12 protein-coding genes are annotated in these 12,875 nt (G+C 49.5%); all 12 read left to right on the forward strand.

Annotated features, from left to right (window positions below; genetic code table 11):
* Positions 1-2: 2 nt before the first annotated feature.
* Positions 3-1,187, forward strand: a complete 1,185-nt coding sequence (locus tag ABIE27_RS02470; protein ID WP_123062577.1) for an exonuclease SbcCD subunit D — start codon at positions 3-5, stop codon at positions 1,185-1,187.
* Positions 1,184-4,603 carry an SbcC/MukB-like Walker B domain-containing protein gene (locus ABIE27_RS02475; protein ID WP_429349858.1) on the forward strand — a complete coding sequence of 1,140 codons (3,420 nt, stop codon included), beginning with the start codon at positions 1,184-1,186 and terminating at the stop codon, positions 4,601-4,603. The genes ABIE27_RS02470 and ABIE27_RS02475 overlap by 4 nt, the downstream gene beginning before the upstream one ends.
* A 323-nt stretch (positions 4,604-4,926) precedes the next feature.
* Positions 4,927-5,271 (forward strand): hypothetical protein, encoded by a 345-nt coding sequence (locus tag ABIE27_RS02480; RefSeq protein ID WP_123062575.1) that lies wholly within the window; start codon positions 4,927-4,929, stop codon positions 5,269-5,271.
* A gap of 232 nt (positions 5,272-5,503) precedes the next feature.
* Positions 5,504-5,863, forward strand: a complete 360-nt coding sequence (locus tag ABIE27_RS02485; RefSeq protein WP_123062574.1) for a histidine triad nucleotide-binding protein — start codon at positions 5,504-5,506, stop codon at positions 5,861-5,863.
* A gap of 180 nt (positions 5,864-6,043) precedes the next feature.
* Positions 6,044-6,217: a 30S ribosomal protein S21 gene (gene rpsU / locus ABIE27_RS02490; RefSeq protein ID WP_005547957.1), complete on the forward strand. Its 174-nt coding sequence runs from the start codon at positions 6,044-6,046 to the stop codon at positions 6,215-6,217.
* Positions 6,218-6,232: 15 nt separating this feature from the next.
* The gene (locus ABIE27_RS02495; RefSeq protein ID WP_090914751.1) at positions 6,233-6,676 is read left to right on the forward strand and encodes a GatB/YqeY domain-containing protein; all 444 of its coding nucleotides are present in this window, start codon (positions 6,233-6,235) and stop codon (positions 6,674-6,676) included.
* 417 nt (positions 6,677-7,093) lie between these two features.
* A complete protein-coding gene (locus tag ABIE27_RS02500; RefSeq protein ID WP_429349983.1) occupies positions 7,094-8,419 on the forward strand; it encodes an NfeD family protein in 1,326 nt (441 codons plus the stop codon).
* Between the two features lie 163 nt (positions 8,420-8,582).
* On the forward strand, positions 8,583-9,590 hold the full coding sequence (gene floA / locus ABIE27_RS02505) for a flotillin-like protein FloA (RefSeq protein WP_123062573.1): 1,008 nt from the start codon (positions 8,583-8,585) through the stop codon (positions 9,588-9,590).
* 13 nt (positions 9,591-9,603) lie between these two features.
* Complete coding sequence (locus ABIE27_RS02510; RefSeq protein ID WP_429349859.1) at positions 9,604-10,209, forward strand: hypothetical protein; 606 nt, start codon at positions 9,604-9,606, stop codon at positions 10,207-10,209.
* Between the two features lie 196 nt (positions 10,210-10,405).
* On the forward strand, positions 10,406-10,699 hold the full coding sequence (gene yqfC, locus ABIE27_RS02515) for a sporulation protein YqfC (protein ID WP_123062571.1): 294 nt from the start codon (positions 10,406-10,408) through the stop codon (positions 10,697-10,699).
* Complete coding sequence (gene yqfD, locus ABIE27_RS02520) at positions 10,696-11,889, forward strand: sporulation protein YqfD (protein ID WP_123062570.1); 1,194 nt, start codon at positions 10,696-10,698, stop codon at positions 11,887-11,889. The genes yqfC and yqfD overlap by 4 nt, the downstream gene beginning before the upstream one ends.
* Before the next feature lie 6 nt (positions 11,890-11,895).
* Entirely contained in the window at positions 11,896-12,867 is a 972-nt protein-coding gene (locus ABIE27_RS02525; protein WP_090914740.1) for a PhoH family protein, read from the forward strand.
* Positions 12,868-12,875 lie beyond the last annotated feature (8 nt).

The raw sequence follows: 12,875 nt of genomic DNA on the forward strand, positions 1-12,875 counted from the left end.
CGATGCGTATCTTGCATACGGGAGACTGGCATCTGGGGAAAACGCTGGAGGGACGAAGCCGGCTTCGTGAACAGGAGGATTTCGTCGATGAACTCGTCAAACTAGCCGACGATCAGCAGGCCGATGCCATTTTGATGGCTGGAGATGTGTACGATTCGGTAAATCCGCCTGCGTCGGCGGAACAGCTGTTTTATGAGGCGGCAGCACGTTTGACTGAAAACGGCAGGCCACTTGTTGTCATTGCAGGCAACCACGATCAACCCGAACGTGTAGCCTCGGTAACTCCGCTTGTGAACAGACAAGGAATTACGTTAGTAGGTACACCAGTGTCAGAGGCTGTGACTATTCATACTCGTCGAACCGGGGAGACAGCACATATTGCGGCTTTGCCCTATCCATCAGAAGCGAGATTAAATGAGCTGTTAACTACAGATGGTGACGAAAATGTACTACGTCAAGCATACAGCCGCAGAGTAGGGATGTTAATGCAACGTTTGGCTTCTTCCTTTCGTCCGGATACAGTGAATCTCGCTATGAGTCATATATATGTACTAGGCGGAGTAGAGAGCGATTCTGAACGGCCTATCCAGGTGGGGGGAGCGTACACCGTAGACCCTTCTTCCCTGTCTACTGGTGCTCAATACACGGCTCTGGGACATCTCCATCGTGCGCAAGCCGTCAAAGGAGACGGTGTGATTCGGTATAGTGGTTCTCCCCTGGCGTACAGCTTCTCGGAAGCAGGGCAGAGCAAATCCGTTACAATGGTTGATCTTACGCCAGGCGGAGTTGCACAAGTAGAAGAAGTATTGCTTACCTCAGGCAACCCACTTGTTCGTTGGAAGGCGAGAGGTGGTCTGGCAGAAGTGTACCGTTGGCTGGATGAGGGGCGTGACTCACAGGCATACATTGATATGGAGGTCTGGTTGGAGGATGCAATGTCTCTAAAAGAGATTCAGCAGTTGCGTAAAGCTCATGAGGGCATTATCCATATTCGTCCAGTATATCCGGAGATGGAGGCCGCAGGGTTCATAGAACAGCGTTCAGAACTGCCTGTGCATGAACTTTTTCGCAAGTTTTACCAGCGCCAAACGGGTGGAGCCCTACCAGAAGATAGTCTGGTACAGCTTTTCCTGGAGCTGGTCGATGAAGATGAGCCAGGCGTACGTGAGGAGGTCGAAGGCCGATGAGACCGATTTTATTGAAAGTCGCCGGGCTACAAAGTTATCGTGAGATGCAGGAGATTGATTTTACGGTACTGACCGAAACAGGTTTGTTTGGTATTTTCGGGCCTACCGGTAGCGGAAAATCTTCTTTGCTTGATGCGATCACCCTTGCCATGTATGGCAAGGTGGAACGGGCAGTCAATGGTACACAAGGCATTATGAACCATGCTGAAGATTCGCTATCGGTTGCTTTTACATTTGAGCTTGCTTCGGCAGCGGGAACTCGTAGATTTCGGGTCGAACGGCGTTTTAAGCGTAACAATGAAGTGTCCGTTAGCAATACGGTCAGCAAGTTTATTGAAACGATTGATGGGGAAGATCAAGTGCTTGCTGATAAGCTGGCAGAAGTCAATCGGTGCGTTGAAGACGTCATTGGTCTGAAAATGGATGATTTTACGAGAGCCGTAGTATTACCGCAAGGGAAATTTGCCGAGTTCCTTTCCCTGAAAGGCAGTGAGCGGAGGCAGATGCTGCAACGTCTCTTTCATCTGGAGAAGTATGGGGATCAACTCGCCATTAAATTAAGTCGGCGGGTCAAAGATAATGATATGGCTCATCAATCCCTTGCTGCGGAGCAGCAGGGACTTGGCAATGCCAGTAAAGAAATACTTGAAGAAACAAAACATTTGCTTAAGGCAGCGGTTCAGCACGCCGAATCCTCACGGAAAGAGCTGGATTCGGCGGTGAAGGAAGCAGAACAATTCGGCCGAATTCGTGAGCTGAGTAAGGAACAACAAGTGCGATTGCAAGAACAGCAACAACTCCATGCCAAGGCGGAACAGATTGAAGCCGATGAGGAGCGTTTGAAACGGTCGGGAGCAGCCGAGAAGATGCTACCTGCGCTTCAGTCAGCTCGGGACGCGTCAGAAGCCCACCAGCAGCGACAGTTGGAGGCAGAAACTGCTGGGAAACAGGCAGCGGAGCATGAACGTTTGGCTGTGCAGGAAGCTGAAAAGGCAGAAGAGGCAAGGCAACAGCTTGGAGCAGAAGAGCCCAAACTGCTCCTGCGTCTGGATCAATTGGAACAGGCCAAAGAGCTGCAACGGGAACGTGATGTTTTGCAGGCGGATTGTTCACGGCTTGCGCAGTTGATGGAGAAAGGGCAGGCCGAACAGGCAACGCTGAGACAACAGCTGGATAAAGAGCAGGAACTGCAAATGCGTGGACGCAAACGTCGTGAGGAATTGCAGGAAAGTCTCAAACCGAATGAAGTGAAGTCTGATGAGCGCAGACGGCTACAAACATCACTTGAGCTGAAACATCGGATCGATACAGCATTCGAGCAGGTGAAACAGCATAAAGCGGACATGCAGACCTATCAACAGTCTGCAGAACAAGGGGCTGCCAAACTGGAGGCGGCGGCTGCGGAAGAGGGACGCCTGACCGAACAGCGCCAGCAATTGGTGGAACAGGCGTCAGCAGGTCTTGAGGCATTGCTTGCCTGTGAGCAGGATATTAACAGCGAACAGCGCTTGCTGGCCCGTGCGGAGGAGCAGCTACGCCGTTCGATGCGTGAGCAGGAGATGCACCGGCTGTCCGCTGCCTTGCGCGCCGAACTGCGGGACGGCGAGCCATGCCCGGTGTGCGGCTCCGCACACCACCCGCTCCCGGGTGCCCCGCCGGGAGATGGTCCGCACGCAGACGATGCGGACCTGGAACTGCTGCGCAGCCTGCACGCGGAGCTGCAGGAGCTGCGCTTTGGGCTGCGCCAGCAGCTGCACGAACGTCGCAGCCTGCTGACGCAGCTTGGCGCCGCGGCCGGCGATGCCACGGCCGCAGCCGAGGCCGCGCCTGCGGCAGCGGAGCCCGAGCCTGCCGGATCGCCCGAGGATGGGCGATCTCCGGCGGGCTGGGCGGCGCGTGCCGCTGCGCTGCGCGAAGCCGCGCAGGCGCTGGCTGCCGCAGCAGCGCCGCTGCAGGGAGAAGCCGCAGCGTTGCAGCAGGCGGCTTCAGGCGCGCAGCAGCGCCGCATGGAAGCGGCAGCTGCGCAAGAGGCCGGCCGTGCCGGGCTCGTCCAGGCGGAGCGCAAGCTGGCCGAGAGCGAAGCCGCTGCGGCTGCGTTGCAGGGCCGCTGGGCCGCGGAACTGCCTGACATCGCACAGGAGGAGGCCGCTGGCCTCTATCAAGCGATGCAGGAGCGCGATGCACGCGCCGAAGACATCAAGGAACGTCTGGCCAAAAGCGTGACGTTCCTTGAGGAGAAAGAGCAGCTTGTCCAGTCATTGCAGCAGAAGCTGGTGGAATTGGACAAGCAGCTTATTCAGTGGCAGACCGAATGGCAAGGCGGCAGCAAACAACTGGCCGAGAAAGAAGAACGTTTGCGCCAGTGGGTAGGTGAGCAGCGGGTAGAAGATCTAATCCGCGAGACACAGGCTCGCCTGGATGGACTGCGCAAGACTGCTGAGCTAGCTGCAGAGCGATTCAAACAAGCGGATGCACAGAAGCAGGAATCGGTGAAACGTGACGTAATGGCTGGGCAGGCCGCCGCATCAGCAGCAGAACATCTGGAGCTGGCACAGGGGCGCTGGCGGCTGCTCTTGGAGTCATCCGCGTTCGAGACAGATGTCGCTGTCACACAGGCAGCGCTGGCTGCCGAGGAAGCGGAACGGTTGCAGAAAGAAATTCAGCATCATCGTGAACGAGAGCGTGAACTTGCTTCTCAGCTACGTGAACTGGAGCAAAAACTAGATGGTGCGGTTGTGACCGAGGAACAGTGGATCGCTTGCACAGAACGTTTGAAACAGGCCAGATATGAGGATGAAACTGCCTTGCAGGTGAAAGCACGTGCCGAACGGGATCTGGAGGATGTGCAGCAACGTCATGTTCGCTGGACGGAGCTGGAGACGAAACGACTGGAGATCAGTCACCAGGGTGAGTTGCTCAGCAAGTTGCAGACCGCGTTCCGGGGGAATACATTTGTGGAGTACATTGCCGAAGAGCAGCTGATGCAGGTAAGTCATGCGGCTTCCCAGCGGCTGCGTTTTCTCACCAAGCAGAGGTATTCCCTTGAGGTGGATTCGGGCGGAGGCTTTGTGATCTGTGACGATGCCAACGGCGGTGTGAAACGTCCGGTATCAACCCTGTCTGGTGGAGAAACCTTCTTGACTTCTTTGTCGCTGGCGCTGGCGCTATCCGCACAGATTCAGCTGCGCGGGCAGTATCCGCTTCAATTTTTCTTCCTGGATGAAGGGTTTGGCACATTGGACCCGGAACTGCTGGATACGGTCATTACTTCACTGGAAAAATTGCATGACGATCGACTGGCTGTGGGCATCATCAGTCACGTCCCTGAACTGCGTGCGCGTTTGCAACGCAAATTGGTCGTGATTCCGGCTGGTGATGCGGGTACAGGTTCCAGGGTTGTGATGGAAAGCTTATAAGTCCAGTCTGTTCAAAAATGATGTATTTGTAAAAATATTTCTTTTTTTATATCACGCGATAACAAGTGAGTTTCATCACAGATACAGGTTCAACACGCTGTTATACTACAGCTAAGCCGACAAACTTGTTTTAAGCCCCCCGTCGGACATCTGTTCAGGAAGCTTCCTGTATAGATGTCCGGGTAGCCGGACTTCTTCGGAAGGCCGCTCACGAGGGGCTTCTTTTTTCATTCTTTTTCAAAACGTCTTTAACACAGTGTCAATCCGCCCAGAGTTGAATAGGATGAAGGGTGAAGAAGAGCTGAACTGGGAGGCGATTAGGCATGGATAAAGGTACGGCAAAGAAACTGTGTAAGGATCATATCCATCGTTATGTATGTATTCAGATGAATGATGGTTCGTATTATGATGGCATTGTAGAGAATGTGGATGATGAGATGATTTATTTGGCTGTTCCAGTTGGTAATGAAGTTATGGCAGGCCATGCAAATGCAGCTCCAAATATGATGCCTATGGTTCATTATCCGGCCACACCTGCTCGTGGATTTTATCCTGGATACGGGTACCCTGCTCCTTACCCTTATTATGGATATGGCCGCAGACGCTTTAACAGACTGGTTCTGCCTTTATTTGCCCTGACGGCATTAACCTTATTGCCGTACTATTAAAATGGTTTAAATCCTCTTTCATTCGTATCAAAGAAATCATAATTCAATCACGGTCATACCTCGGCAAGGGGATCATGGGATACCCTGCCTTCAGGTGTGACTTTTTCTTTTACAGATGAACACACAGGGGGAAGGAGTTATTTGCCATGTCAAGCATTGGACGTACGATTTTACTTTTAGTATGATATAGGGGTATACATAATTCGAACTCAAAGGAAGGAGGGATTGTACGATGGATTGCTTATTTTGCAAAATTGTAGAGGGCACCATTCCCTCCAACAAAGTACTGGAAAACGATCATGTAATCGTATTTCACGATATTCAGCCTGCGGCGCCAACACATGTGCTGGTCGTGCCGAAGAAACATATCGCTTCCATGAATGATGTAACCGCTGAAGATTTACCCTTGATCGGGGAGATCCATGCGGCTGCACAAGAAGCGGCCAAGCGGCTCGGTGTGCAGGATTCAGGATACCGCTTGATTAACAATTGTGGTAGGGATGGCGAGCAAACCGTGCACCATTTGCATTACCATGTGCTGGGCGGAACCAGGTTGGGTGCGCTCACGAGTCTGTCTGATTCACACCGATAAGAGGGCCGTATAACGTTACTCAAGTTGTAAATTTGTTTTTGCACTTGAAAAAATGCTGCAGCTCAGCTAATATTAAGGGATCACGTTAAGGTTGACACTTTTATTGCCTTTCGCCTATAATGAAAGATGATGAACCGTGTTATTGCTCTTGGACGGTCTGGTCGGAGGGAGGGAAAACTGGTGTCTGAAACTAAAGTTCGCAAAAACGAGACTATTGATGCTGCACTTCGTCGCTTTAAACGTTCCATCGCTAAAGATGGCGTATTGGCTGAGGTGAAGAAACGTAAGCATTATGAGAAGCCAAGCGTAAAGCGCAAGAAAAAGTCCGAGGCTGCTCGTAAGAGAAAGTTTTAGGAGGATTTTAACTACATGAATCTTAGCGAACGATTGAACGAAGATATGAAGCAAGCGATGAAGAGTAAGGACAAGTTCAGACTCTCCACCATTCGGTTGATTCGTTCGACGATCAAGAATCTTGAAATAGATTTGAAAAGAGATTTGGATGACAACGAAGTGCTTGATATCCTGAGTCGTGAAATCAAACAGCGCAAAGATGCCCTCCAAGAATTTGGCAAAGCAGGTCGCGAAGAACTCGCGGCAAATGCCGAAGCGGAAATTGAAATACTTATCCAGTATCTTCCTGCACAGCTTACCGAAGAAGAAATTAAAGTAATTGTACAGCAGACCATCCAGGAAACCGGTGCTTCTTCGAAAGCCGAGATGGGGAAAGTGATGGCGGCCCTTATGCCGAAAGTTAAAGGCAAAGCGGACGGCAAACTGGTTAATCAAGCAGTTCAACAATTTCTGCAATAAAGCAAATTCAATAAACACCCCCTGACTTGTCAGGGGGTGTTTTTTCATGATTTATTCGATACTCTACTCCGATCCATACCTCATCTCCATATGAGAATGCGGAAAAGCTTCTTTGAGCGCACTGTTTGCAAACAAGCTGGCATATAAAAGATCACATAAGCTTGATTAGCAGCACTTATTATGGCGTGTCTTACTCTCTACTCAGCGAAAACACTTGAAACTTATAAAAAATGGATTATAAACTTGATTATGGATATATATTTCTTGCATTTGCCGGAATATTCAAATATAATTTTAAGTTTTTGAAACGTAATGTTGCATTGTACGTAATAAATACCATAAGCTGGACAGTATAACATTATTGGAAAAGGGGGGACTAATGTGAGGGGAAAGCGCCGGAAGAAGCTTACGGGGTCAATGATGCTCTTGATGCTGCTGACGCTTTTACTTCCTGTCTGGATTGGAATACCTTCAGCGCATGCAGCTGAGAAAAGCGGCGCCGTATACGTTATTCCGGTGGATAAACCAATCGAGCAGGGATTAGGCAAATTCATGGAGCGCGGGTTCAAGGAAGCAGAGAAAATGAATGCTGGCTTGATCATTCTTGATATCAATACGCCGGGAGGCCGTGTGGATACTGCAGATGCGCTGGGCACGATGATTAAAGACAGCCCTATTGAAACGTTGGCATTTGTTCGTGGCGATGCTGCATCGGCAGGGAGTTTTCTTGCGCTGAATGCAGATAAGATCGTAATGTCACCAGGAAGCATGATTGGTGCTGCAGCTATGGTGGACAGCACAGGCAAACATGTTGACGATCCCAAGCTGGTTGCATACTGGACGAGTAAAATGGAGGGCGCTGCCCAAAAGAGCGGCCGGGATGGTGATATTGCGGCAGGCATGGCCGACGTCAATATGGTGGTAGAAATGCCAGAGATCAATAAAACCAAACAAAAAGGTGAAATTATCGCTCTTTCCGCGGAGGATGCGCTGAAAGTGGGTTATGCGGACCACATCAGCAACACACCTGAGGAAGCAGCGGAATGGCTTGGTTACAGTCAAGAAAATGTGTTCAAGCTAGAACGCACTGCAGCAGAGAATATTTCTACCTTCTTGACCAATCCAATTGTGATGACCATACTGTTGTTTCTTGGTATTGCCGGTGTCATTATTGAACTGATTGTGCCTGGATTTGGCGTTCCGGGAATTGTCGGAATTATATGTTTTGTGCTTTATTTCTCTGGAAACTACATTGCGGGGTTTGCAGGGGCGGAGACATGGGTATTATTTACGGTCGGGCTTGTCATGATGATACTGGAGATGTTTATCCCGAGCTTTGGTATTCTGGGCATTTTGGGATCCATTGCGCTGGTGGCCGGGGTTGTCAGGGCGGCTTACGACACAAGTGATGCGTTTGTGTCCCTGGGTATTGCCTTTGGAGCTGCGCTGGTCGTAATCGCGATTATCGCTGTGGTCTTCAAGGATCGAGGAATATGGAATCGATTCATATTAAGCGATAAGTTATCAGCTGATCGTGGATACTCCTCGGCGGCAGAGCGTAAAGAGCTGATCGGCTTGCAAGGCATCAGTCTGACACCGCTTCGTCCAGCAGGAACGGCGATGTTTGATGGTGAACGCGTCGATGTGGTCACAGATGGTGCATTCATTCCTGTGGATACACCCATAATTGTCATCAAAGCGGAAGGTTCCCGGATTGTAGTACAACAGGCTTTGCCGGTGTAATTCTGCGTTTGCCGGAGTGATGAATATCACTTCGGCGAAGTACATAACCTTTGCCAACCTGCGGGCAATGGGGTGGAGTGATGTTTCAGCAGCGGATTAATCAGCGTCAGTTCTGATGCTCTCTTTTACCAAAAAACATATTGCAAACGGAGGAATTAAATCTATGGATCCAATGATTACGATTTTGCTCATCGCGGTACTGGCTATTATCGTACTGAGCGTATTTTTCAGCTTTTTCCCGGTTATGCTCTGGATCTCGGCTATTGCATCCGGCGTGCGTGTAGGTATCATTACGCTGGTAGCGATGAGATTGAGACGTGTAACACCAAGCCGAATCGTTAACCCGTTGATCAAAGCAACGAAAGCAGGCCTTGGCTTGAATATTAACCAACTGGAAAGTCACTTCCTGGCTGGTGGTAACGTTGACCGTGTTGTTAATGCCCTGATTGCTGCGCAGCGTGCAAACATTCCACTCGAATTCGAACGTGCTGCTGCGATTGATCTCGCAGGCCGTGACGTATTGCAAGCCGTACAAATGAGTGTAAACCCGCGTGTTATTGAAACACCAATCGTATCTGCCGTTGCCAAAGACGGTATCGAAGTTAAAGTTAGAGCACGAGTTACGGTTCGTGCCAACATTGATCGCCTCGTCGGTGGTGCTGGTGAAGAAACCATCATTGCCCGTGTCGGCGAAGGTATTGTAAGTACGAACGGTTCTTCGAACTCTCACAAAGATGTCTTGGAAAATCCGGATTTGATCTCTCGTACTGTATTGTCCAAAGGTTTGGATGCAGGTACTGCGTTCGAAATCCTGTCGATCGATATCGCGGACGTAGACGTAGGTAAAAACATCGGTGCCTTCTTGCAAACCGAGCAGGCTGAAGCGGATAAACGCATCGCGCAAGCAAAAGCTGAAGAACGTCGTGCAATGGCCGTAGCTCAAGAACAAGAGATGAAAGCCCGCGTTGTTGAGATGAGAGCGCGTGTCGTTGAGTCCGAGTCCCAAGTACCACTGGCTATGTCCGAAGCGCTTCGTAGTGGTAAAATTGGCGTGATGGATTATATGAACCTGAAAAACATTGAAGCGGATACTCAGATGCGTAACACTTTGGGAAAACCTGCTGAAGGTTCGAATTCCAGCGATCAAGGTGATTCCAAAAACGGAAGATAGGCGGTGAGTGCATATGAGCCTATTCGAATGGATATTTAACAACCTGTATGTGGTAGCGGTTATTGCCTTTGCCCTCTTTTCAGTCCTTGGAAAGCTTGGGAAGTCTGCAAACCCGAATCAGAAGCGTCCCGGTAACGGAATGCCAACATTTGGGGGCGGAGAAGATGCGAATCGTCGCTCAGGAAATGACTCTTCGCAGCAACAGTCATCCAGACCGGATGACCGCCGTTATGAGGAGCAATATGATGAGCGTTATGACGATGAACGTTATGATGAGTGTTACGACGAGCGGTATGATCAGCCTTACTCTGAACAAGTACCCTCTTCTTATCCAGAAGTTGATTTTAGAGGTGACCAGTCACCGGACAGCATGCGGAGTTCGGTGGATGAACAGATGAGATTGATGGAAGAGCAACAACGTATGATACAGGACAGACTGAATCGCATTTCTTCAGCAAGTTCTCCATCTGTATCGAATTCAAGTACGGAAGAGGGAGATACAACGGATTCAATGCCTTCTCGTCTTCGTCAAGAGGACATCCGTACGGGGGTGCTTTGGGCAGAGGTACTGGGTTCTCCTCGTTCGAAGCAACCTTTTGGAACGAGAGGGAAGTTGTAAAAGTAAAAGACGATCAGTGAATCGTCCGTTTCAAGATAGAACGAAGCCTTTTCTGGGGAGCACAACGCCTCCAGAGAAGGCTTTTTTCGTACGCCTGTATTTTCAGCAAAATATGTACGTAACTGCTCACCAATTCTTCATAATTCCCTGAATTTGCGCATAAGTTGAACTGTAGAGGAAGGGGGAAGACCTTCGAATGACCCGGATCAGCCGCAAGCTGCGCAGATGGACCAGTGAGGTGCTGGATCTGCCGCAGGATGTGCTTTATGATATGCCACGGTTAACCCTGATCGGCAGTAAGCAACTGTATATAGAGAATCATCGCGGTGTCATCCATTTCACGCCGGATCGCATCGTACTGGCTCTGTCACAAGGTCAATTGGAGATCAAAGGCAGCGCCTTGGTCATACGTAACATTTTGCCGGATGAAGTAGCCATCGAAGGTACGATTCTGGATATTCATATGAATGGAGTGGAGGGGAACGGATGAAGCAGCCTAGTCTGTATAAATTGCGTGGAGCCGTGCGGATCAAAGTTACAGGCGGAGATATCGAGACATTAATTAATACGATAACAGAGCAGAGACTGAGTGTATGGGATCTACGTGCACAGGATGGACGCCAGGCGGAGATGAGCATTTTGCTTCCGCATTTTTTCAGACTGCGTCCTGTTGTAAAAGGGACAGGCTGCAGAGTGAAAATCATGCACCGCAGTGGTTTTCCATTTTTTCTGGCTCGTCTGTTTCGCAGAAAGTTTTTTGTAGGGGGCATGCTGTTCTTTGTAGCGGCACTATTTGCGCTATCGTCCATGGTCTGGAATGTAGAAGTGAAAGGAAATGTAACGATTCCGACAGATGAAGTGTTGGCCGCAGCTAAAAAAGAAGGCATCTACCCCTTTCAATGGGGGTTCCGAATGAAAAGTCAGGACAAGCTCTCCAGACAGCTCGCGCTGGCACTGCCTGATGTGACCTGGATTGGCGTAACGAAAGAGGGGACAAGGGTTACGATTCAGGTCGTTGAGTCAGCACAGCCTAAGCGCGAGCCTCTACTGAATCCAAGACATCTCATCAGTAAATCCGACGCGGTGGTCACTCAGATCTATGCTGAACAGGGACGCCCCGTAGTACAGAAGAACACACGTGTGAAGAAAGGACAAGTGCTGATCTCGGGCATCCTGGGTGATGAGGAAAATACAAAAACGATTGTTGCCAAAGGTGAAGTCCGGGGGATGGTTTGGCGGGAATATGATATACAGGTTCCCCTGATTCAGAAATATCAGACGATGACCGGGGAAAGTAAAGAGCGATTTTACGTGGTGCTTGGAGATTGGGCGATTCAACTATGGGGGTACGGAAAAACTCCCTTCAGTTCTTATGACACGGATACGTATCACAAACCTCTGACCTGGCGTTCATTCACCTTGCCGATGGGATGGATGACGGAGAAGGATATGGAAACGAATTTCCATCAGGAAGAGCAAGGTGTGGATTGGGCCAAAACGAAAGGATTAGAAGGGGCAAGAAATGATATTTTAGCCAAAAACGGTAAAGGTACAAAAATTTTAAGTGAAAAAATTTTGCATGAGAAGAAAGAGAATGGTAAAGTTTATATGAAAGTATTATTTGAAGTGGAAGAAAGCATCGCGGAAGAACTTCCGTTAGTCCATAGTCAAGGAGAATGAGGATATTTGTCAGAGCAAACACGCAGTATACAAATCTCGCTCCAAAGTGCGGGAGAGGGGCAATCTCTGTTTGGACCCCAAGATATTTTTCTGAAACTGATTGAATCCGAGATTCCAGCCCAGATCGCTTCACGCGAAGCAGAGATTAATATCTTTGGTACTGTGCAACAGGTGGAATCACTTGAACAACTGTTTGATGTATTACTGCAATTGATCCGCAATGGATATGTGTTAACTGAAAGAGATGTCCAATATGCGATTGAGCTTGCTAAAGATTTGCGTGCAGATCAGCTGCTGGATCTGTTTAAAGGTGAAATTACGACAACATACCGTGGTAAGCCGATTCGTGTAAAAACGATTGGACAGAAACATTACGTAACCACGATTAAAAAACGGGATATTGTATTCGGGATTGGTCCTGCCGGAACCGGTAAAACGTATCTGGCTGTTGTGCTGGCTGTAGCCGCACTTAAAGAGGGCAGTGCCAAACGCATCGTGCTTACACGGCCTGCGGTCGAAGCGGGCGAAAGTCTGGGTTTCCTGCCAGGTGATCTGCAGGAGAAAGTAGATCCGTACCTAAGACCGCTGTATGACGCTCTATACGACGTTATGGGACAAGAACAGACGGCCAAGGCTCTAGAACGAGGATTAATTGAAATCGCTCCCTTGGCCTATATGCGTGGTCGTACGTTGGATGATTCCTTTATCATTCTGGATGAGGCACAGAACACAACGCCTGAACAGATGAAAATGTTTTTAACCCGTCTTGGATTTGGTTCCAAAATGGTCATTACCGGAGACGTGACACAGATTGATTTACCGCGCGGCAAAAAATCAGGACTTGTGGAAGCGAGTACGATCTTGGGTGAAGTTCAGGAAATTGGATTCGTGCATTTCGCCGAGCAGGATGTCGTTCGTCACTCCCTCGTCCAGAAAATCATTGTGGCTTATAACCACGCCGCAGAAAATCAAGCATAGAAAGGGAT

Source organism: Paenibacillus sp. 4624 (assembly GCF_050435065.1).
Lineage (GTDB): Bacteria > Bacillota > Bacilli > Paenibacillales > Paenibacillaceae > Paenibacillus > Paenibacillus amylolyticus_D.

Coding starts and splice junctions, on each gene's coding strand:
- ABIE27_RS02475 (WP_429349858.1), top strand. CDS start 1,184: ATGAGACCGATTTTATTGAAAGTCGCCGGGCTACAAAGTTATCGTGAG.
- ABIE27_RS02510 (WP_429349859.1), top strand. CDS start 9,604: ATGAGCCTATTCGAATGGATATTTAACAACCTGTATGTGGTAGCGGTT.
- ABIE27_RS02495 (WP_090914751.1), top strand. CDS start 6,233: ATGAATCTTAGCGAACGATTGAACGAAGATATGAAGCAAGCGATGAAG.
- ABIE27_RS02500 (WP_429349983.1), top strand. CDS start 7,094: ATGATGCTCTTGATGCTGCTGACGCTTTTACTTCCTGTCTGGATTGGA.
- ABIE27_RS02480 (WP_123062575.1), top strand. CDS start 4,927: ATGGATAAAGGTACGGCAAAGAAACTGTGTAAGGATCATATCCATCGT.
- yqfD (WP_123062570.1), top strand. CDS start 10,696: ATGAAGCAGCCTAGTCTGTATAAATTGCGTGGAGCCGTGCGGATCAAA.
- floA (WP_123062573.1), top strand. CDS start 8,583: ATGGATCCAATGATTACGATTTTGCTCATCGCGGTACTGGCTATTATC.
- ABIE27_RS02485 (WP_123062574.1), top strand. CDS start 5,504: ATGGATTGCTTATTTTGCAAAATTGTAGAGGGCACCATTCCCTCCAAC.
- ABIE27_RS02470 (WP_123062577.1), top strand. CDS start 3: ATGCGTATCTTGCATACGGGAGACTGGCATCTGGGGAAAACGCTGGAG.
- yqfC (WP_123062571.1), top strand. CDS start 10,406: ATGACCCGGATCAGCCGCAAGCTGCGCAGATGGACCAGTGAGGTGCTG.